This window comes from Hoeflea sp. AS60 (genome assembly GCF_038900115.1).
GTDB lineage: Bacteria > Pseudomonadota > Alphaproteobacteria > Rhizobiales > Rhizobiaceae > Hoeflea.
Map to the genome: position 1 here is coordinate 90415 of NZ_JBBMQP010000001.1, position 21630 is coordinate 112044.

General features: G+C 57.9%; 19 protein-coding genes. 10 read left to right on the forward strand and 9 right to left on the reverse strand.

Translation table 11 applies throughout. The features are described 5' to 3' along the window. Positions 1-3: 3 nt before the first annotated feature. Genes nqrF through WNZ14_RS00410 form a run of 6 tightly spaced genes read right to left on the reverse strand, consistent with a single transcriptional unit; the run spans position 4 to position 5342 of the window. A complete protein-coding gene (gene nqrF, locus WNZ14_RS00385; protein ID WP_342866639.1) occupies positions 4-1224 on the reverse strand; it encodes an NADH:ubiquinone reductase (Na(+)-transporting) subunit F in 1221 nt (406 codons plus the stop codon). Beyond that, positions 1221-1820: an NADH:ubiquinone reductase (Na(+)-transporting) subunit E gene (nqrE, locus tag WNZ14_RS00390; RefSeq protein ID WP_342866640.1), complete on the reverse strand. Its 600-nt coding sequence runs from the start codon at positions 1818-1820 to the stop codon at positions 1221-1223. The genes nqrF and nqrE overlap by 4 nt, the downstream gene beginning before the upstream one ends. Then, positions 1817-2470: an NADH:ubiquinone reductase (Na(+)-transporting) subunit D gene (locus WNZ14_RS00395; RefSeq protein WP_342866641.1), complete on the reverse strand. Its 654-nt coding sequence runs from the start codon at positions 2468-2470 to the stop codon at positions 1817-1819. Before WNZ14_RS00395 ends, nqrE begins: the two co-directional genes overlap by 4 nt. Before the next feature lies 1 nt (position 2471). Then, positions 2472-3272, reverse strand: coding sequence for an NADH:ubiquinone reductase (Na(+)-transporting) subunit C (nqrC, locus tag WNZ14_RS00400; RefSeq protein ID WP_342866642.1), 801 nt, complete (start codon positions 3270-3272; stop codon positions 2472-2474). Next, complete coding sequence (locus tag WNZ14_RS00405; RefSeq protein WP_342866643.1) at positions 3265-4083, reverse strand: RnfABCDGE type electron transport complex subunit D; 819 nt, start codon at positions 4081-4083, stop codon at positions 3265-3267. The genes nqrC and WNZ14_RS00405 overlap by 8 nt, the downstream gene beginning before the upstream one ends. After that, entirely contained in the window at positions 4080-5342 is a 1263-nt protein-coding gene (locus WNZ14_RS00410) for a hypothetical protein (protein ID WP_342866644.1), read from the reverse strand. Before WNZ14_RS00410 ends, WNZ14_RS00405 begins: the two co-directional genes overlap by 4 nt. Positions 5343-5565: 223 nt before the next feature. Between WNZ14_RS00410 and WNZ14_RS00415 the strand changes: the two genes are divergently transcribed. The 9 genes from WNZ14_RS00415 to WNZ14_RS00455 all read left to right on the forward strand — a co-directional run bounded on the left by WNZ14_RS00415 (position 5566) and on the right by WNZ14_RS00455 (position 15060). Next, the gene (locus tag WNZ14_RS00415; RefSeq protein WP_342866645.1) at positions 5566-6651 is read left to right on the forward strand and encodes a polyheme membrane-associated cytochrome C; all 1086 of its coding nucleotides are present in this window, start codon (positions 5566-5568) and stop codon (positions 6649-6651) included. A 103-nt stretch (positions 6652-6754) separates the two neighbouring features. Continuing rightward, positions 6755-7915, forward strand: a complete 1161-nt coding sequence (locus WNZ14_RS00420) for a cation:proton antiporter (RefSeq protein WP_342866646.1) — start codon at positions 6755-6757, stop codon at positions 7913-7915. Positions 7916-8131: 216 nt separating this feature from the next. Further along, complete coding sequence (locus tag WNZ14_RS00425; RefSeq protein WP_342866647.1) at positions 8132-9232, forward strand: TRAP transporter substrate-binding protein; 1101 nt, start codon at positions 8132-8134, stop codon at positions 9230-9232. A 68-nt stretch (positions 9233-9300) separates the two neighbouring features. Next, positions 9301-9873: a TRAP transporter small permease subunit gene (locus WNZ14_RS00430; RefSeq protein WP_342866648.1), complete on the forward strand. Its 573-nt coding sequence runs from the start codon at positions 9301-9303 to the stop codon at positions 9871-9873. Positions 9874-9900: 27 nt separating this feature from the next. Next, positions 9901-11268 carry a TRAP transporter large permease subunit gene (locus tag WNZ14_RS00435; protein ID WP_342866649.1) on the forward strand — a complete coding sequence of 456 codons (1368 nt, stop codon included), beginning with the start codon at positions 9901-9903 and terminating at the stop codon, positions 11266-11268. Beyond that, positions 11265-12611, forward strand: coding sequence for an amidase (locus WNZ14_RS00440; RefSeq protein WP_342866650.1), 1347 nt, complete (start codon positions 11265-11267; stop codon positions 12609-12611). Before WNZ14_RS00435 ends, WNZ14_RS00440 begins: the two co-directional genes overlap by 4 nt. Before the next feature lie 11 nt (positions 12612-12622). Then, positions 12623-12823 (forward strand): hypothetical protein, encoded by a 201-nt coding sequence (locus WNZ14_RS00445; protein ID WP_342866651.1) that lies wholly within the window; start codon positions 12623-12625, stop codon positions 12821-12823. Beyond that, positions 12820-13782 carry a D-glycerate dehydrogenase gene (locus WNZ14_RS00450; protein ID WP_342866652.1) on the forward strand — a complete coding sequence of 321 codons (963 nt, stop codon included), beginning with the start codon at positions 12820-12822 and terminating at the stop codon, positions 13780-13782. Before WNZ14_RS00445 ends, WNZ14_RS00450 begins: the two co-directional genes overlap by 4 nt. A 102-nt stretch (positions 13783-13884) precedes the next feature. After that, positions 13885-15060, forward strand: coding sequence for a carboxylate-amine ligase (locus WNZ14_RS00455; RefSeq protein WP_342866653.1), 1176 nt, complete (start codon positions 13885-13887; stop codon positions 15058-15060). A gap of 19 nt (positions 15061-15079) precedes the next feature. Here WNZ14_RS00455 and WNZ14_RS00460 read toward each other — a convergent pair whose 3' ends face one another. From WNZ14_RS00460 to WNZ14_RS00470, 3 genes are read right to left on the reverse strand one after another with little or no spacing between them, the layout of a single operon-like run. After that, entirely contained in the window at positions 15080-18169 is a 3090-nt protein-coding gene (locus WNZ14_RS00460; RefSeq protein WP_342866654.1) for an efflux RND transporter permease subunit, read from the reverse strand. After that, entirely contained in the window at positions 18166-19224 is a 1059-nt protein-coding gene (locus tag WNZ14_RS00465) for an efflux RND transporter periplasmic adaptor subunit (protein WP_342866655.1), read from the reverse strand. Before WNZ14_RS00465 ends, WNZ14_RS00460 begins: the two co-directional genes overlap by 4 nt. Continuing rightward, a complete protein-coding gene (locus WNZ14_RS00470; RefSeq protein ID WP_342866656.1) occupies positions 19221-20282 on the reverse strand; it encodes an efflux RND transporter periplasmic adaptor subunit in 1062 nt (353 codons plus the stop codon). The genes WNZ14_RS00465 and WNZ14_RS00470 overlap by 4 nt, the downstream gene beginning before the upstream one ends. Positions 20283-20626: 344 nt before the next feature. On the opposite strand from WNZ14_RS00470, the gene WNZ14_RS00475 reads away from it, so the two are divergent. After that, entirely contained in the window at positions 20627-21280 is a 654-nt protein-coding gene (locus WNZ14_RS00475; RefSeq protein ID WP_342866657.1) for a DUF1194 domain-containing protein, read from the forward strand. Positions 21281-21630: the final 350 nt, after the last annotated feature.

Sequence of the window (21630 nt, forward strand, 5' to 3'; positions counted from 1 at the left end):
GCATCAGACTCCGAAATCATCTGTGAAGATATGGGATTTGTCGACGCCGGCATCATCGAGCATCGCCAGCACCGCACGGATCATCAACGGCGGACCACATAGGTAGTACTCGCAGGCCTCCGGCGCCGAATGATCCTTGAGATAATTCTCCCAGGCCACCATGTGCACGAACCCGACGCTTCCCTGCCACTCGTCTTCAGGGCGCGGATCTGAGAGGGCGACAGTCCAGTTGAAATTCGGGTGTTTTTCTGCAAGCGTGTCAAACTCGTTCTGATAGAGCAGATCTGCCTTGTTGCGTGCGCCATACCAGTAGCTGATACGCCGCTTGGCGCCGATCCGCTCCAGCTGATCAAAAATGATCGCGCGCAACGGCGCCATGCCAACGCCACCGCCAATGAAAATCATCTCGGCCTCGCCGGGCTTGGCGCGGAAGCTGCCGAACGGTCCGGATGTATCGACCCGATCGCCGGGCTTGAGTGAAAATAGCCAAGATGAAACCACGCCCGCCATCGCGTCGGGAACCGACGGCGGTGGCAGCGCCAGCCGGATGTTGAGAACGATCCGTCCCGTCTCTGTGTCCTTTGGTCGGTTGGAGACCGAGTAAGCCCGCGTCACCGGCGCGGGACTTGAAACCTTGAGCGCGCGGAGATTTTGCCAGACGCTCGTATGAGCCTCGGGCACATCGATATCCGCATAGTTTTGCTCGAACGGGGGAGCTGTGATCTGCACAAAGGAACCCGCCTCGATGTCTGCTTTCATCCCGTCTGGCTGGCTGAGCACGATTTCACGGATCAGCGGTGTTAGCGCCCGCATGCTTTCAACCGTGCAAACGAAACTCTCAGCTGACATCAGATCAGTGTCGACCTCGACTTCCATGTCCCCGCGGATCACCACCTGGCAGGCGAGGTGGACGTGATCCTGAAGATCAGCCTTTGTCAGCCGTGCGGCTTCTGTCGGCAGTGGCGCAGCCCCACCCTCCACGATCTTGACGCGGCAGAGTCCACAGGTGCCTGCACCGGCACAGGCCGATGGCACCAGAATGCCGTTATCGTTCAGCGCAGCCAGCAGTTTGAGCCCGGTGCTCGTATCGAACCTGGTCGACCCGTTCAGCGTCAACACAGCCGGCCTTGAAGGCGACAGGATCGATCGTACGAACATGACCGTAATCGCGAGCAAAAGGACAATTACCGTCAGAAGAACGATGCCCAGAACGATCTCTGTCATGGCGTCACCAGGGAAAAGGCCGAGAAGCCGAGCGACATCAACCCGGTGACGATGAAGGCGCTGGCAAGTCCCTCGACACCCTTCGGCATGTCGCTGTATTTGAGCCTCTCGCGAATGGCTGCGAAAGTAACGATCGCCAGCGCCCACCCCACACCGCTGCCGATCCCGTAAACCACCGACTGCTCGAAATCATAGTGACGCTCGACCATGAACAGGCTGCCACCCAGAATGGCGCAATTGACCGTGATCAGCGGCAGGAAGATGCCCAGCGCCCGGTAGAGCCGCGGCACGAACCGGTCCAGCGTCATCTCCAGAATCTGCACCATGGCGGCGATGACGCCGATGAAGCTCACAAGTTTGAGAAAAGTCAGGTCGACATCCGGCAACCCGGCCCAGGCCCATGCGCCCTCGATCAGCAGCAGGTTGAAGATCAGATAGTTCACCGGAACAGTGATCGCCTGAACCACGATCACCGCCAGCCCCAGACCAACCGCGGTGTCGACCCTTTTGGACACTGCCAGAAAAGTGCAAATGCCGAGGAAGAACGACAGCGCCAGGTTTTCCTGGAATATGGATTTGATCAAAAGCTCGCTCATGGCCGGCGGTCCTCTGTCGTTCCAAGCCGAAACTCGGGCCGCTCCAGCTGTTCAGGACGCAGCACCCGCACCAGCCAGACCAGAAGGCCGAGAATGAAGAACGCGCTTGGCGCCAGTTGCATCAACCCGAGCGGCTGAAACCAGCCGCCATCCGCCACGGTGATGACCAGCGGCACCCCCATCAGGGCGCCGGTTCCGAGAAACTCGCGCAACGTGCCGACAATCAAAAGGATCAGGCTGTAGCCGAGGCCGTTTCCAAGTCCGTCGACCACGCTCGGCAGCACCGGATTGCGCATCGCGAAGGCCTCCGCCCGGCCCAGAACCAGGCAATTGGTGACGATCAGCCCGACAAAAATCGACAGACGCTTGCTCATTTCGAACATGAACGCCTGCATGAACTGATCAATCACGATGACGATCGAGGCCACGATGGTGATCTGAATGATCAGTCGGATCGACGGCGGAATATGATGCCGCATCAGGCTGATCACACCGCCGGACAGGCACAGCACCACTGTGAGCGCCACCGACATGGTGATCGCTGTCGACAGCGTGGTCGTCACCGCTAGCGCAGAACAGATACCCAGTATCTGCAGCGTGATCGGATTATTGCCGATCAGAGGGGCGGTGAGATGATGTTTGAGCGACATCCTAGAGCCCTTCCTGCCTGAGCCTGGTCAGAAACGGGCCAAACCCATTGTCCCCGAGCCAGAAATGCAAAATGTTGGTGAGCCTGGTGCTGGTGCGCGTGGCGCCAGATATCCCGTCAACTTCGTAGGGCGTAGAAGCCCCGCCGCGAACCAGCTCGATTCGGATACTGCCGGTGTCGTCGGCGATCTTCTTGCCGGGCCAGAGCGCCAACCATTCCGGCTCCTCGATCCGCGCGCCAAAGCCCGGAGTATCGCCCTGCTCGATGATCGCCAACGCCGCGATGGTCACCAGATCAGCCTCGATTGCCAGGGCGGCACGAACCGTTGACTGATATCCGGCGCCATAGACCGGCAGGACGATCAGCTTGAGGTCGCCGTCCTTCTGCAACAGGTAGACAGGCGATTGGTTCGCTCGCCGCTTGATCCCGGCGATATCCGCTTCAGGCTCAAGCGCAATGCTTGCACCCGGATCCTGAAGTGCCGCCTCCAGATCAAATCCGGCAGGATCAGGGCTGCTTGCAAAACTGCCGTCGTCCAAATTGACCAGCCGTGTTTCCAGCGTGTCGACGCCCGATTCCATCATCAGGTCACGCATGCCGGGCAGCGTATCGAGCATTGCGTCGATCCGCGCCTGCCGTTCAACTGCGCGGTTTGCCTCCTGATAGGGCCTGAGCATAACCGCTGTCACCGACACGGCCGCAGATGAAACCAGGGCAACGAGCACAGCCATACCCATGATCTTGACCAGATCATCGTTGGATCGAGCAAAGAACTTTCGGATGGGCGAAAAGAGCTCAGCCATGCCGCCGCCTCCGTAGCCTTATGACCATCGCAACAGCCATATGATCGATCAGCGGCGCAAAAATGCTGGCGAGAAGGGAGGCAAAGACGATGGCTGCTGTCGCAATGGCGGGACCGGCAACCGTGTCAAACAGCACAATCAGCACCCCCGCCAAGGCGCCGAACACCCAGCGACCCAGATTTGTCGATGCTCCCGCAACCGGATCGCCGATCAGGAAAACAAGGCCAAAAGCGACGCTGGCGGCCACCGTCGGCAACCCGCCCGCACCCGTTTGCGCAAAGCCGGAAGCAGCCAACACGACAGCGGCAGAAACCAGAACGCCCCAGGAAACCAATCCTCCCCGCAACAGCAGCAACGCACCTGGAAGCGTCGCGAGCGCCAGGGCCTCATTGCTCAGGGAGAGCGTGGTTCCGATGAAAGAAAACACCAGGAACCCGGCGCCAGCCGCAGCACCCGACACAATGCCGTAGCCCCTGCCGCCAAAGACCAGCTCGCCAAACACCACGCCAAAGCTTGCGGCCATCGCGATCTGCCAAAGCGGAACCGACGCCGGCACCAGGACTGCGAGGATCAGCGCCACAGTGGCGGTGTGCCAGCTCAAGGATCGTCCACGGATCAGATCAAAGGTGAGTTCCCAGATCAGACAGGTGACGAGAGCGGTCATCAGCACCGCTATCTGCGGCGTTCCGCGCTCGACCAGGGTCACTGCCACGGGCCCCGCAAGCGCAACCAGCTGGGCGAGCGTCACCCGCGCCGGTGTCCATCCGGTGCGCTGTCGCGTGCGTTGCGGATCAAGCAGCCAGCCGGTCATGCGTCCTCCGCAAGTTCATCAAGAACATGACGCAGCATCCGCCCGTAATCAGCACCACTGGTGCAGGCAAGAGAGACTTCGGCGAGATCCTCTTCAACCATTTCAAGGCATCCAAGACGTTTCGCCGTCTCGGCGTCGCCAACACTCAAGGCCCGCAGCAACGGTACGACAGGGATATCAAAAGCCAGCGCCCTCTCGAGCGCGGTAGTGGGAATCAGCGGAGCGAGTTGCGATGAAGTCCGGCGCAACCGCGCCATGACAACACTCTCGGGGAGCTTGCCGTGCGACGACGCGTCATCAAGCAATGATACCTGCTGGTGATATCGGCCAAGCCAGGAGGACTCCCGGCCGCGTGCCGCTGAACCGGAGAACACGCAAAGGGGTGAGCCGTGGCTACCAGGCAGGGCTTCGTGGCGGATCAGGTCCGGCAAGCTGGCGCCTGCAACAGTCCGGATCAACCTCGGTTGCTTGGCACGCGGCCCCGTGAACGCGACAATGCGGCTGAAATCATGAACACCGGTCGCGACCAGCTTTCCGATGGCAGCCACATCCTGATAGCCGATGCTCCAGACGGATCGGCTGGCGTCGACAGGGTGCGAGTGATGAATATGGGTACTGGCAAAGCCAGATGATCGACCCGCAGGAAAGAACGATCCCCGAATTCGCGCGCCAAGCCCCGCCGCGATATCCGCTCCAGGGGATTGGCAGACATGGACTTTTCCACTGGTCAGAAGCGTCATCGCCTTCAGGCCGGCCGTGAACATCTCAAGCTGATCCCCAAGCACGACTCTTGGATCGGGCGCATAAGGATTGTCGGCGGTGACGGTGACAAAGATGGCTTCCGGGACGGCATCGGGCGCCGGGATCCGGCCGAACGGGCGGGTCAGAAAGGCGGGCCAGAACCCCTGGGCAAGCAGCGCCGACCGCATTTCGGCGGGCGTCGACTTGGCTATGACAAGCGGATCCGGATCGTGTTGAGCGTTTTCTGACCGGATGACCAAAGCCGAAAGGCTGCGCCGCGGGCCAAGCGTGATCGACTCGACAACGCCCGAAACCGGTGAAACAAGAACGACATCCGGATGGGCGCGGTCGTGAAACACCACCTGACCTCGTTCAACCCGGTCGCCCTGCCCGCACCGCAACTTTGGCCGCAGGCCGGGCAGATCAGCGCCAAGCAATGCGATCCGCTCAACAGACGGTCCGTCATGGATCGTCTGCTCGGTCAGCCGTGTGCGGTCAATCCTGAACCAGGGCAACACTTTCTACACCACCTTGTTTCTTCACGCCTGACCAGCAAAGGCCTCGACCGTTTCAATGAACACGCCACAAGGACGTTTGGGTGTGAAGTTAACAGGATGAAACGCCTGATCCATTGAGCAAGATCAATGCAACCGCATATTCAGGCGTCATAATTTGCAGACGAAAAAGCATCCAGAATTGCCGGAAACACTCAAATCTGAATGAACCGCTGGAGGTCTGCCCGTGTTTTATGCCCGCACTGTTTTATCACTCGTATCTCTGATGTTTGTCGCCGTTCCGCTCGCTCATGCGCAGGAGACATCTCCGGTCACTGCCATCGTCGAAAGCTGGATGGCGTCACCACATGGCGACAGGAAAGCCGAAGCCTTTGTGCACTGGAACACGGAAGGCGAAGTGCCGGGAGAATGTGCAACCTGCCATTCAGGCCTCGGACTGCTGGATTTTCTCGGCGCTGACGGATCAACGGCAGGAAAGGTCGACGGGCCGGCCCCGATTGGTTCCCCGATTGATTGCGTCGCCTGCCACAACCAGGCAGCCAAGGATCTCCAACAGATTACTTTCCCGTCAGGCGAAGTGATGACTGAAACCAGCGCCTCGGCCGTCTGCATGGTCTGCCACCAGGGACGGGAATCAACCGACAGCGTCAATGCAGCCATTGCCGGCGGTGAAGCCGACACCACCAACGGTGATCTGGGATTTATCAATGTGCACTACGCCGCTTCGGCTGCCACCATGTTTGGCGGCTCTGTTCGCGGTGGCTACCAGTATGAAGGCAAGACCTACTTCCAACGGTTTGCCCACGTGCCCGATTTCAACACCTGCGCCACGTGCCACGATCCCCACACGACCAAGGTTGTCGCCGTTGATAAATGCGTTACCTGCCACAAGGGCGCCGAAACCATCTCCGCCATCCGCATCACCCCGGCTGACATGGATGGCGATGGCGACGTCAAAGAGGGGATCAGCGGAGAAATCAGCACTCTGCATGAGAAGCTTGGCGAGGCCATCCAACTTTACGCAAAAGACGTGACAGGCAAGCCGGTGGCTTACGACACACACGCCTATCCCTATTTCTTCAATGACCTGAATGCAAACGGCGCAGTGGACCCCGAAGAAGCCAAGTTCCCGAACAGCTACAAGAGCTGGACGCCACGTCTGCTTCGAGCGGCCTACAACTACCAGTTCCTGGCCAAGGAACCCGGCGCCTATGCCCACAATCCGAAATACGCCATTCAGCTCGCTTACGACAGCCTTGAAGACCTGGCATCCAAAGCGACGGTAGACATGGGAGCCATGTCACGCCCCTGATGGCAGCGCGTACTTGATGATCAGCAGCCCGGGACATGGCTTCCGGGCTCGCTTTTCCACCCCAAAGCCCTGTTAGACAATTAAGCGTTCGGATCGGTTGCCAATGGCCAATTCTGAAGTCCTCATCGCCGTCGGCATTCTGTTTCTGGCTGGCCTCTTACTCGACAAGATTGGCCGGATAGTCCACGTTCCCCGCGTCACCCTGCTGATCCTGCTGGGAGCCATCATCGGCCCTCCGGTTATGGATCTCCTGCCGCGAAGCTTCAACGAAGCCAACGAATTCTACTCGCCCACAGCCTTGACTATGGTTGCCTTTCTGCTTGGCGGCACCCTGAACCCCGAGACCCTGAAATCCCATGGCCGCGAGATCATGATCATATCGCTGACGCTGGTTGCGGTCTCCGTCGTGGTCGTGGCTACGGGCCTATGGCTGTTAGGGCTGCCAATCGCATTTGCAGTACTTCTGGGCGGACTGTCTGCTGCCACTGACCCGGCCGCCACCCATGATGTCATCACCCAGGCTGGCGCAAAGGGCCGCTTTGCCACCAATCTGCTCGGCATCGTTGCAATCGATGACGCCTGGGGCCTGCTTGCTTTTTCCATGGCGCTCACATTAGCCAGCATCATTGTGGATCAGGACGCCGTGATGGCGATGGTGCATGGTGCCCGCGAGGTCGGTGGGGCAATCGCGCTCGGGCTGGCAATCGGCTTGCCCGCGGCATTTCTCACCGGGCGGATAAAACCTGGCGAACCCACATTGATTGAGGCGGTTGGCCTCGTTTTTCTGTGTGCAGGCCTGGCCCTGCATTTCGGGTTCTCGTTCCTGCTGACAGGCATGGTGTGCGGCGCGACCATCGTCAATCTTGCCCGCCACCATGACCGCCCATTCAACGAGATCGAACGCATTGAGTGGCCATTCATGCTGCTGTTTTTTGTCATGGCCGGGGCATCTCTGGAAACCGGCAACCTTGCTCAAGTGGGATATGTCTGCGTCGCATATTTCATTCTCCGCGCACTGGCACGCCTGCTCGGAGGTTGGGCCGGCGGTCGCCTGGCAAGCCTGCCTCACCGCGAAAGCAGGATGACCGGGCTCGGACTGATGCCGCAAGCAGGTGTTGCAATCGGCATGGCGCTGGTCGCCCGCGAGCGGTTTCCTGATATCGGCGAGGAACTACTCGCCGTCGCCGTCGCCAGCACCATTGCATTCGAGCTGGTAGGCCCGTTCTTGACCCAGATGGCAATTCGACGTGTCAGCAAGAAATAGGATGTGACCAGACCAACACCTAAAGCATTGTTTTGAATGACTTTCAGAAAATCTACACGTGGCATTTGCAATATACTTGTCACGAATGCATTCAAATGTAACTATCAATCCGCTGCCATGTTGTTCCAGTTGGAGGAGACTGCTGGAACAACACGAGGGAAACAAAACTGGCAGCACAGGAGAACTACAAAGCAAAATATTTCCGTGGGAGGAAACATGTCTAACGAACTTAATCGCAGAAGATTTCTGCGCGGCTCAGCTATTGCTGGTGCTGCCGCTCTCGCCACACCGGCTATCGCTCAGAACGCGACAACGACCCTGAAAATGCAGGCTGCATGGGGCGGTGGTATATTCCTGGAAAACGCACAGTCCTTCGCCAACCGCGTCAACGAAATGTCCGGCGGGTCGCTGGTCATTGAAGTGTTGGCGGTGGATTCGGTCGTCAAGACAAGCCAGATGCAGGACGCCGTCCATCGCGGAGTTTTGGACGCAGCGCATTACGTGACAGCCTATTGGTATGGAAAGTCCAAGACCGCTTCTCTGTTTGGCACTGGTCCCTGTTTCGGATGGTCCAGTAACGAAGTGCTGGGCTGGATCTATTCCGGCGGTGGTCAGGAACTGTTCGATGAGCTGATGGCCGAACTTCGGCTGAACGTGGTCTCCTTCTTCAATTCGCCCATGCCTGCACAGCCGCTGGGCTGGTTCAACAAACAGATAACCGATGCAGCACAGATGAAAGGCCTGAAATACCGGACCGTGGGTCTGGCGGCAGACGTTCTGCTGGAAATGGGCATGTCGGTTGTGCAGTTGCCGGGTGGCGAAATCCAGCCCGCGATGAAATCCGGCCTGATTGACGCGGCCGAGTTCAACAACCCGACATCTGACCGCGACTTCGGCATGCAGGACGTGTCCAAGCACTACATGCTGGCTTCGTACCATCAGAGCCAGGAATTCTTTGAAGTCACCATCAACAAGGACAAGTTCAATGCGCTGTCGCCTGAGCACCAGGCGATTATCCGCAATGCGTCCTTTGCTGAGAGTTCGGGCTTCTACTGGGGCAACACAAAGCGCTATTCCGACGACCTGATCAAGCTGCAGGAACAGGATGGCGTCAGCGTCTACCGTACACCGGATTCCGTGATGGCCGATCAGCTGGCCGCTTGGGATGTGGTCGCAAACCGCATCGCGGAAGAGGATCCGTTCTTTGCCAAGGTGATGGCATCGCAGATGGCCTACGCCAAGGATGTCATGGGGTATCTCAACCTCAATCAGCCGAACTATCAACTGGCCTACGATCACTACTTCAAGAAGGCCTGATCACCTTTGGTATGTCCGGGGGTCCCAAGGGGCCCCCGGTTTATGGCTGGTTTAGGGGAGGGGTATAAGTGGTCAAACTTGTTTATGCGATCGAGGGGCTGAGCCTCTGGGTCGGACGCGCCTTTGGGTGGTGCATCCTGATCCTGACACTGTCGGTCTCCTATGAAGTCTTTGTGCGCTATGTGCTCAACAGCCCCACCGTGTGGGCTTTTGACATGATGATCCAGATGTACGGGGCACTGTTCCTGATGTGCGGTGCTTATGCGCTGGCCCAGGACACCCATGTGCGGGCCGACGTGCTCTACCGGTTGTTTCCGGTGCGTGTTCAGGCTTCGCTGGATTTCGTGCTCTACTTTCTCTTCTTTTTCCCCGGTGTTCTGGCGCTGTTCTGGTTCGGTTGGGAAATAGCGTCGGACAGCTGGCGCTACAAGGAAGTCAGCTTCAACAGCCCGGCCAGCATTCAGATCTATTTCTTCAAATCCCTGATTCCAGTGGCGGGAGCTTTGCTGCTGATACAGGGCTTTGCCGAACTCGTCCGCTGCGTAATGGCTATACGCTCGGGACGCTGGCTCGACCGACTAGAGGATGTACGCGAGACCGAGGATATGCTGATGCATGTGACCGAGTTGAAGACTCCTTGACCTGACAGGCGCTTAGGAACCACAAAAATGACAAATCCAGAAATAGCCCTGTTGATGCTGGGCCTGTTTATCGTCCTCGTTATGCTCGGCTTTCCGATCGCCTTCACATTGCTCGCAATGGGCGTTGGCTTCGGTTACTACGCCTACCATCAGGGCCATCCGATCGAGGCCTTCAGCGATATTTTCAACAACAACATCTTCTATCTGGTCAATCAGAACACCTATTCGGTGATGGAGAACGCCACGCTAGTGGCGATTCCGTTGTTCCTGTTCATGGGATATGTCGTTGAGCGGGCCAATATTGTCGACAAGCTGTTCGTCTCGCTCTACATGGCCGCGCGAAACCTGCCCGGGTCACTGGCGATTGCGGCGCTGTTGACCTGCGCCGTCTTCTCGACAGCGTCGGGCATTGTGGGTGCCGTGGTGACGTTGATGGGGCTGTTGGCTTTTCCCGCCATGGCCAACGCAAATTACGACAAGAGCTTTGCCTCCGGCGTGATTTGCGCAGGCGGCACGCTGGGCATTCTGATCCCTCCCTCGATCATGCTGATCGTCTACGCGGCGATAGCGGACCTGTCGCCCCTGCGACTTTACGCAGCCGCGATGTTCCCCGGTCTGCTGCTGGCCGGGCTCTACATCGTCTATGTCATCGTTCGGGTCTGGATCACGCCGTCGCTGGCGCCCAAACCCGATATGAAGGACATTCCGCCGCGGCGAGAGATCTACTGGAACCTGCTTGTCTCGTTTGTGCCGTTGACGGTGCTGATCATGCTGGTTCTCGGCTCAATCCTCGGTGGACTGGCGACACCGCCAGAAGCTGCAGCCATGGGTGCGCTCGGCGGACTTGTTCTTGCCGCGCTTTACCGCTCGCTATCATGGCAAAAAGTCAAGGAAAGCGTATTCCTGACTGCCAAGTCGACCGCCATGGTGTGCTGGCTTTTTGTCGGATCCTGGACTTTCGCCTCCGTCTTTTCCTATCTTGGGGGGCATGACCTGATCGCCCAATGGGTGACCAGCTTTGACCTGCAGCCATGGCAGTTCCTGATCCTGGCGCAGTTGATCATCTTCCTGCTTGGCTGGCCGCTGGAATGGTCGGAGATTCTGATCATCTTTGTTCCGATCTTCCTGCCGATGCTCGACACCTTCGGCGTGAACCCCTACTTCTTTGCCATGCTTGTGGCCCTTAATCTGCAGACCTCGTTCCTCACGCCGCCAATGGCGATGTCAGCCTACTATCTCAAGGGGGTGTTGAAGAAACAGATCGAGCTGATGGAGATTTTCCGCGGGATCATGCCCTATCTGGGCATCGTGATCCTGACCATGGTGCTTATGTACCAGTTCCCCGGTATCGCCCTGTGGCTGCCTGATTATCTGTTTGGTACATACATTCCATGAAGATTGAGCCCTACAACCTTTCAGCAACAGATGCCCTCGCGGCCATGGCTGCGGGACTATTGACCTCTGTTCAGCTGGTAAAATCCTGTCTCGACCGCATCGCCGAAACTGATGGAGAAATCCGGGCATGGGCGCATCTGGATGTCGACATGGCCTTGGCACAGGCGGCAGAGGCGGACCGGCGGCGCAAGGCTGGTTATGCATTGGGCTCGCTGCATGGGGTGCCGGTGGGGCTCAAGGACATCATCGACACCAGCAATATGCCGACACAGCGCGGAACCCCTATCTTTGCTGATCGCAGGCCAGATGCAGACGCACGCGTCGTGGAACTCCTGCGTGCTGCCGGGGCGGTGATTCTGGGCAAGACGGTCACTACAGAACTGGCCTTCATGAATCCCAGTGAAACCCGGAATCCGCACAATCATGAACACAGCCCCGGAGGCTCCTCAAGCGGCTCCGCGGCAGCAGTTGGTGCGTTGCAGGTGCCGCTCGCAGTCGGAACCCAGACCAACGGATCGGTGATCCGCCCTGCTTCCTTCTGTGGCACGTTCGGGTTCAAACCAACGCGCGGTGTTGTATCGCGCGAGGGCGTATTGCAGACGTCAATTTCGCTCGATCAACTGGGCTGCTTTGCACGCAGCCTTCCCGATGTTGCTTTGCTGACCGATGCAATCTCGGGCTACGACCAGCGCGATCCGGCAAGCCTCTCCTGGCCCACACCGCACATGGCGGCGGGGGCAGCGCAGGATGCACCGGTACCGCCCGATCTCGTCTGGTTCGATCTCCCCTTCAACGACCGGCTCAGCGATGCTGCACGTGAAGGATTTGACACTGTTATCGACGTACTGGGCGAGCGGGTCTTGCGCATGACACCGGCCGATACGCTCTCGAATCTGGTAGCAGTGCAGGCACGGATCCATGAATATGAATTCAGCAAGCATCTGGGAGACACCTTCGACGGCCACTGGGACCAGATCAGCGATACGCTCAAACCTATCATCACGAGAGGCCTCCAGATCTCGAAGACCGAATACGAGGATGCTCTGGCGGTTAAAGTCTCAGCGGAACAATTCTTTGCCGATTTCTTTCTCGAGTTCGATGCCATCCTTGCGCCCGCTGCTGCTGGTGAAGCACCGATGTTTGGTGGAAGCACAGGCGATCCGATATTCTGTACGCTCTGGACACTTGCCGGCCTGCCCTGCGTGACCCTGCCCTTGTTGGTGGGTGAGACCGGATTGCCGATCGGCGTACAGTTGATCGGCGCAGCTGAAAAGGATGACCGGTTGTTACGTACGGCACGCTGGCTGCAGGACACTCTGGCAACAACAGCCGCTGAACACTGAAAGGACATCCCATGTCATACCATGTCAAAGTGATTGCCGGCCTCATCGGCACCGTGCTGTTTCTGATCTTCATCGGTGAGCTGTCCCGCTCGATATCGCACGGCTTTGCCGGCTTCTGGGGCGGACTTCCATTCATGCTGATCGTGATCGTCGTCGGGTTGATGGCCGTTTACGATTACTGGGAAGAATGCGTTCGCAGGCCCAAGAAATGAACGACAAACCCAGAATCTGGATCACCCGACGACTGTCCGATGCCACACTTGAACGCGCCAAGCGCGACTATGACGCCATCATCAATTTCGAAGATGGCTTGAGTTCGGATGAAGATGTGGTGGCCATGAGTGCTGAGGTCGATGCCATTATTCCGTGTCACTCGGAGCGGTTCAGCGCTGACGTCGCAAGAAGGCTCGATCCACGGCTAAAGATCATCGCCAACCATTCGGTCGGCGTGGATCATTGCGATCTGCCTGCGTTGAAGTCGCGCGGCATTGTCGTGACCAACACGCCGGATGTGCTGTCCGATGCGACGGCCGAGATCGCCATGCTGCTCATGCTTGGGGCAGCACGTCACGCCGTAAAGGGTGATCATCTGGTGCGATCCGGAAACTGGGATTTCTGGAGTCCGTCCTTCATGGTCGGCAAGCAGGTCACCGGCGCACGTCTGGGCATTATCGGCATGGGTCGCGTCGGTCAGTCCTTTGCCCGCAAGGCACGCGGTTTCGACATGGAGATCCACTACTACAACCGGACACGCCTGACACCGGACCAGGAACACGGCGCGACCTACCATAGCTCGGTTGAAAGCCTTCTGGCGGTTGCCGACTTCCTGTCATTGCATTGTCCGGCAACGCCTCAGACAACAGGCTTGATGAATGCCGAGCGCCTTTCGATGCTCCCCGCCGGCGCTGTCCTCGTCAACACCGCACGCGGAGCACTTGTCGACGAAGATGCCTTGATTGCTTCGGTAGAAAGCGGTCACGTTGCAGCTGCAGGTCTCGATTGCTTCGTGACAGAGCCCGGCGGCAACCCCGCGTTTTCCAAGCATAAGAACATCTTCATGCTTCCCCATATCGGCAGCGCGACCGTCCGCACCCGCGATGCCATGGGCTTTCGCGCTCTCGACAATCTCGATGCATTTTTCAACGGCAAGACTCCGAAGGACATACTGTAGCGGCAAGGCGTGTAAGTAGGATCGACAGCAAGGTGCATATCGCATCCGATCCAGCCTCCCATACAGCTTGCACCTTCATCGTTTTCGGGTTCAAATCCACCCATGAGCTCTCACAAACCCAGCTTCACTCTTGGCGTCGAAGAAGAGTACCTGCTTGTCGATGACAAGACCATGGATCTTGTGGCAGCACCCGAGTCCTTGATGGCAGAGTGCTCCGCAGAACTGAAGGACCAGGTCAGCCCCGAGTTCCTCCAATGCCAGATCGAGGTGGGCACCCAGGTTTGCAAAACGGTTGCTGAAGCCGGCGCGGATCTGGCGCGGCTTCGGTCGGTCATCGCCAAAATCGCCGGAAACTACGGCATGGCGCCAATCGCTGTCTCTTGCCATCCCTTTGCCGATTGGAACAAGCAACATTTCACCGACAAGCAGCGTTACCGGGAGCTCGAGCGTGACCTCGGGGGTGTGGCGCGGCGCATGCTGATTTGTGGCATGCATGTTCACGTTGGCATTGATGACGACGAAACCCGCATCGACCTGATGGCGCAGTTTCCCTATTTTCTGCCGCACCTTTTGGCTTTGTCGACATCGTCCCCCTATTGGAAAGGTGACGACACCGGACTTGATTCCTACAGGTTGACTGTTTTCGACAACCTGCCCCGAACAGGGCTGCCACCACGTTTTTCGTCCTGGTCCGAATATCAGCGATCTGTCCAGATCATTATCGACAGCGGCCTGATCGAGGATTCGAGCAAGATCTGGTGGGACCTTCGCCCATCCGATCGCTTCCCCACCCTGGAATCACGGATTTGCGACGTCTCCCCACGGCTAAACGAGACGCTTGCCATTGTCGCATTGACGCAATCGATCATGCACATGCTCTGGCGGCTGCAGAGCAAGAACCAGAGATGGCGAATATATGAACGGTTTCTCGTGGACGAAAACCGCTGGCGGGCGCAACGCTACGGCGTGTCCGACGGATTGATCGACTTCGCCAAGGGATCCGTCGTTGCCTTCTCTGAACTGCTTGAGGAACTCATCGAGGTGGTCCGTGAGGATGCTATGGCGCTGGGGTGCTGGGTTGAAGTTCAATCAGCTCGCCAGATTGTGGAAAATGGGACAAGCGCCGATCGTCAGCGCGCAGTCCATGCCAAGGCAATCGCAGACGGCGCAAGCGAAACGGAAGCCCAGAAAGAGATCGTCAGGTCGCTGATCGGGGAATTCACCGAGGGGCTTGAATACCACCGAAAATCCGAGGTTGTTCCCGGGCACTCAGCCTGACAGTCAGATCAGGCTTACATCATCCGGCTGAAGCGCCTTCAATGGAACCCGTTTTAGACCCTTCGGCGTCCGAGCTTTCCCGCTTGACCCGGAACACAGCCAGATAAAGCGCTGGCGCAAAGAACAGGGTGATGACCGTTCCCGCAATAATTCCGCCCATCATCGCATAGGCCATCGGCCCCCAGAAAATCTGCCGCGAAATCGGGATCAGTGCCAGACTTGCTGCCGCTGCCGTAAGCAGGATCGGGCGCGACCTCGCATCAGACGCATTGAACACCGCATCCCATGCGGTTTGCCCCCTGGCACGCAGCACCTCGATCTCGTCAATCAGGATGATCGAGTTGCGGATTAGGATGCCGATGAGCGCCAGAACGCCCAAGATCGCAACGAACCCGAGCGGAGCGCCAGAGGGAACCAGAGCGGCAACAACGCCGATAAGCCCAAGCGGCGCAACACACAGGACCACGAAAGCCAGCCTGAAGCTCTGCACCTGGATCATGATCAAGGTCAGCATGATCAGGATCATCAACGGCACGACTGCGGCAATCGGCGCCTGGCTTTTCTCACTTTCGGCGACTGCCCCTCCGACTTCGACCTGATAGCCCAGCGGAAGGCCGGCATTGAACTCGGCAATTTGTTTTTCCAGAGCCGTCACAATGGTTGCCGGCTGGTCCTTGGTTGAAATGGCCGCCTTGACGGTGATGGTCGGTGTCCGGCCGCGCTGATTGATCACCGGTTGCTCAGTCTCGTAGCTGAAACTCGCAACCGCGCGCAGAGGTATCGTCACCGAACCTGTACCGGACAGCTGAAGTTCAGCCAGTGCCTCGACCGATTGGCGCGAGGCCGCGTCACCACGCGCGACAATATCGACCAGATAGGCCGCATCACGCAGTTGCGTCACCGACACGCCATCGTAGATCGCGTTCAGCGCCGAGGCTATATCACGCTGAGTGATCCCGAGCTGTCGGGCTTTGTCCTGCAGAATGTCCACGCGCACCACGCGGGCGGGTTCATTCCAGTCCATGATCACGCCCTCAAGCCGCTCATCGGATGCAACAACAGCCGTCAGATCGCGAGCGCGATCTCGCAAGATCTCGATATCAGGCCCGGAAATGCGGTACTGCACCGGTCGTCCGACCGGAGGCCCGATTTCGAGCAACTTGACGAACACATCAACTCCAGGGAAATCGTTTGTGGCAACCTCCTTGAGTTCGGCTCTCAATACATCGCGAGCCTCCACGGATGGGGTCTGAATCACGATCTGCCCGACATTCGGGGCAGGAGTTGTGACATCATAGGAGAGAAGGAAGCGCGGCGCTCCCTGCCCGACATAAGTAGACCAGAACAGGACGTTTTCATTGCCTTCCAGCCGCGCTTCCATTCGCGCCATCTCTGCAGATGTCTGGGAAATCGAAGCATTCTGCGGCAGGGTAAAATCGAGGATGAGTTCCGATCGGTCAGAGCTCGGAAAGAACTGCTGTTCCACGAAACGCATGCTGAAAACCGAAAAGGCAAAAACGGCGAGCGTGAGCCCGATGGTAATCCATCGATGGCTCATGCTGGCTTTGAGCATCACATGGAAGGCGCGGCCTATGCGGCCCGGTTCACCACTATGGTTTTTCAGTTTGGCCGGCAGGAAGGTAACACCCAGCAGCGGCGCGAAAAGAACGGCGACAACCCACGACACGGTCAGTGAAACCGCGATAACCACGAAAAGGGAGAAGGTGAACTCACCAGCAGCCGATGTGTTGAGACCAATGGGAATGAACCCCGCTACAGTCACAAGCGTTCCAGAAAGCATCGGAAAGGCGATCGATGTCCAGGCGTAGGAAGCGGAGTTGGTGAGAGATTCCCCCCGCTCAAGCCGCGAGATCATGGTCTCGATTGCAATCATAGCATCATCGACAAGGAGCCCCAGTGCGATGATCAGTGCCCCAAGCGAAATGCGCTGCAGGGTGAATCCGGTATAGTTCATCACCACGAAGGTGATCGCCAGCACCAGCGGGATCGTCATCGCGACGACCAGACCCGCGCGCATGCCAAGGGAAATGAAGCTCACCGCCAGCACGATCAGAACGGCCTCGAGAAGCGCCTGCAGGAAGTGGCCGACGGCCTCCTCAACCACTTTGGGCTGGTCGGCAACCTGGTGAATATCGACGCCGATGGGCAGCGAGGCCTGAGCCTTGGTCATGACTGCGCTCAATTCTTCGCCGAAGTCCACGATATTTGCGCCCTGCTTCATGCCCACCGACAAGCCAACGGCCTCCTTGCCATTGTAGCGGAACAAATCCGAAGGCGGATCCTCGTAAGACCGTCGAATGTCTGCAACATCGGTCAGACGGAAGAACCGGTCGCCGACGCGAAGATTGATATTCTCAAGACTTTCCGTGCCTGAAAACTGGCCTCCGATACGCACCAGTACTCGCTCCGGCCCGGCATCTATCACGCCTGATGGAAGTATAGCATTCTGGGCCGATAGCGTCGCCTGCACGGCTTGCTGGTTCAATCCCAAGGCAGCCAGGCGTTCGGTCGAGAACTCAAGATAGATTACCTCGTCACGCGTGCCAAAAAGTTCAACTTTTCCGGCGTCAGGCAAACCCTGCACCGCACGGCGGACGTTTTCAGCGTAGTCGCGCACCTCCCGTGGTGAGAACCCGTCAGACGTGAAGGCAAAAATGTTTCCATAGACGTCGCCAAAGCTGTCATTGAACCTGAAGCCGGCAAACTCGGCCGGAAAATCTCCACGGATGTCTGACATCATGTTGCGAACACGCTGCCAGATTTCAGGCAGGTCCTTGGCGCGGGTTGTCGGCAACAGCTCGACAAAAACAATGCTTTCCCCAGGCCGGGTGACCGACTTGGTGAAGTCCAGCTCGCTGAGATCCTCAAGTTTTTTCTCGATGCGGTCCGTAACCTGCGTCAGCGTTTCGCGCGTGTCGGCACCCGGCAGGGCGGCAGAGATTATCATCGTCTTGATCGCAAAATTCGGATCTTCCTCACGTCCAATCGACATGTAGGAAATAATCCCTGCAACCAGCGAGACGATCATCAGGAACCAGACCAGCGAACGGTGCTGAAGCGCCCAGTCGGAGAGATTGAAAGTTTTCATTCCGACACACGCGGGCCGACAGCCTGCCCTTCTTCAAGTGAATGGATACCTCTGGTGACAACCTCGTCACCAGCAGAAAGACCAGTGGTCACCACCACAAATTCGCCGACGTCAAGATCGGACACTTTGACCGACCTCAAAGAAACGGTGTTGCTGCTCCGGTCGACAACCCAGACCGCTGGCGGGTCCAGTAATGCAGACTTAGGCAGCACAATGTTTGCATCCTTGCCCACCACAGGAAGGACCCGAACAAGAGAACCCAGGCGGAATGCCGGAGGTACGTCTTCCATGGTCAGGTGAAGCCGGTAGGTGCGTGTCGTGCGTTCGGCGACAGGGTCAACCCTGGTCAGGACCGCATCCGCATCGATGGAATCGCTGGCCAACAGGCGGGCGGTAAATCGGTCGCCAGGTGTGCTGAGCGATGCTTCTGCCTCAGACACGTCTATCACAATTTCCCGCTCGCCGATTGCAGAGAGCTCGAGAAGCGTTTGCCCTGCCGAAAGTGTTGCGCCGGGTTCCGCAAAAGTCCCGGTCACAACGCCGTCATATGGGGCGGTCAAGGTTGCCAGATCCATGATATCCGCCGCACTTGCTTGAGAAGCTTGAGCTTGATCAAGCCGCGCTTGGGCGGAGACCAGAGCCCTTTCGGCATCTTCGAGCCGTGTCGCGCTGCCTACGCCACGTTCGGCAAGCGTCTTGGCCCGCTCTCGTGCATCGGTCGCTGAACGCAACTGCGCCTTTGCAACTGCCACACCGGCATCCGCGGTACGCAGATCGGCATTGAGATCTTGAGTATCGAGGCGTGCCAACACATCGCCCTTCCTCACCAGATCACCAACACTCACCGGCCGGACAGCCACCGTGCCTATCATTGGAAAGCCAAGGGCCGTTTGGGTGCGGGCAACGACCGTTCCGGTATAGCTGAATAAATTTCCGATTTGCGGATCAACCATTACAGAGATAACCGGACGCGGCTGGTCGCCGGTATCGACAGAATTCTCAGCGTGTGCTGGAAGGGCCAGGGCAAGGCTGGCAAGGACGATGTAAAGCTTCATTGATCCGCTCCCACGCGCCGCACGGTGCGCCCCGGATAGAGCAGTTGCGCACCCTTGGTTACGATCCAGTCACCTTCCTCAACACCGCTACCAACCAGGAACCGGCCTGTTTCATAACGATCAACACTGACCGGCAGCAAAGTAACCTGCATGCTTTCCCGATCCACGCGCCATACTGCGGGGCCATCGACTGTGGCGCTCATAGCGGAGAAAGGCAGGCTCACCTGCGGAACGGTCATCCTTGAGGCGGTTCCACGCACGGGTTCGCCATACCCAAGACCGGCTGGCGGGTTCAACACCTCAACCTTTGCCAGGACGGTTCCGGTCCTGTCGTCGATCAATGGCGAAACTTCGCTTGCACGACCGTCAAATTGTTCTTCCGGCCTCGACAACCGCGACAAAGAGATATCGGAGACAGGCGCAGGGTCGATTAGCAAAACCTCGGGAACTTCGAATACCGCTTCAAATCCCTTGTCCAATGCAAGCTCCATCGCCGTTTGAGCTGCCCCAATGATCTGCCCTGGTTCAACATTGCGGCTGATCACGGTCGATGCGGAGGGAGAACGCAACACGGTATCCGCAAGCGCCTTTGTCGCACGGTCCAGGTCTGCATTCGCCTGTTCAAGCACGCCTTCGGCTGCACGCAGCGCATCATAGGTTCCATCGCGTGCAGCGCGCGTTGTTGCCCCACTGGACAACAGCGCCTCGGCGCGATCAAGGTCCTCAACTGCCTGGCGATAATCAGCCTTGGCTGTAGTCAGGCCTGCTTCCGCAGTTCGCACCGCCAGTTCCTGCTGGATTGAATCAAGCCGTGCCAACGGCTGCCCTTCTTCAACCTTGTCGCCCAGTTCGACCAGAACCTCGGTGACACGTCCTCCGATGGGGAAAGAAGCCATCAACGATTCCCTGGCACGAATTTCACCCGTCAGCGAAAAGGTCTGCCGTTCAGCGCTCTTTTGGGCAACAACGATCTCAACCGCAAGCGGCGTTTCCCCATATGCTGGAACGAGACTGAAGACAGCGAGAACGGCTGTCCAGGCGATGGCTAATCGTTTCACGGCGTGATTCCGACATATAGTTGAGCAACTAAGGCCCCTCATAATGCTTCAATCTGTTCCGTGCCAGTTCAAACGCTTCTGGACAGTCAATTCTTTGCGAACTGACTGTGACGGCAGGATCGCGAAGAGTTGAATGGGTTGGAAAGGCGAGGCGAAATTGCGCTCCAGCCTTCGTCACGGTGCTTAGCTGACTTTTGGCCAGATTTGGTTTTTCATGTCGCTTGCGGCATGATCCATGGAGCCGATACGCGCCATCGAGGCAAATGCAGCGTTCAAACACGGAAGGTCAAGATATCCGTTTTACATCTACGCTAGCCCTATTCACCGGAATTCTTCCAGCATTCATGCTACCCATGCAGGGGCAGGCAGTTGCTCAGCCGCTTTGCGGCCTTTCGCTTGTGCTTGCCTTGGATGTGTCTTCGAGCGTGGATGACGACGAGTTCACCTTGCAGACCGGCGGCCTTGCGGGCGCATTGCGCGATCCGGATGTTCGCCGCTCGATTGTTGCTGCGGGCGGGATACAGGCTACGGCACTGGAATGGAGTGGCCGTTACCAGCAGGTGGACATTGCATCCTGGTCGCTGCTGACAGGTGACGCCGATATTTTCAGTTTCGCCGACCGCATCGAGGCACATCAACGTGTCCACCAAGAGTTCCCCACAGCACTGGGCTATGCTCTGGGCCATGCAGCCACCCGTCTGAGCAAGGCGCCACTGGATTGTGCCCGCTCTGTCATCGACGTCTCCGGCGACGGCATCAACAACGAGGGTTTCGAGCCGGCGCTGGCCTACAGGAATTTTGATTTCTCCAACGTCACCGTCAATGGACTGGTCATCCAGGGCGCCGATCCGGATCCCGTTGCCTATTATCGGGCGGAGGTCATTCGAGGGCCTGGCGCCTTCGTTGTGGTCGCCGACGATTTCACTGATTACGAAAATGCCATGAAGCGGAAATTGCTGCGCGAGATCAATGGAGCGAATCTCGCGAGTGCGGATTGACCATTTGATCGCGCGAGTCAGGGCGGTAGCCACGACCGGAGGATCACCATTCGACGTGCGCACCCGCCTACTGCAGCCCTGATCTTGCCTGCCAACATCATCTCGCCTGATTATGAAACCGGCAATTTCATCATAACAACGGCTGAAAATCTTAGCGTAAGCGGAAAATTTGAGCACTACTTCGCAATATAGGCATAACTTCAACTTTAGCGTTATTGCTCATATACATATCGACGATTCAAATTCGTTGGGTGGGTAGACAGCCATGTCGCTATCTGTAACGATAAAGAGCGTCTTTGGCAGGACGCCAAAACAATCGACTAGATGAATTAGGACAATCAATTGTTCAG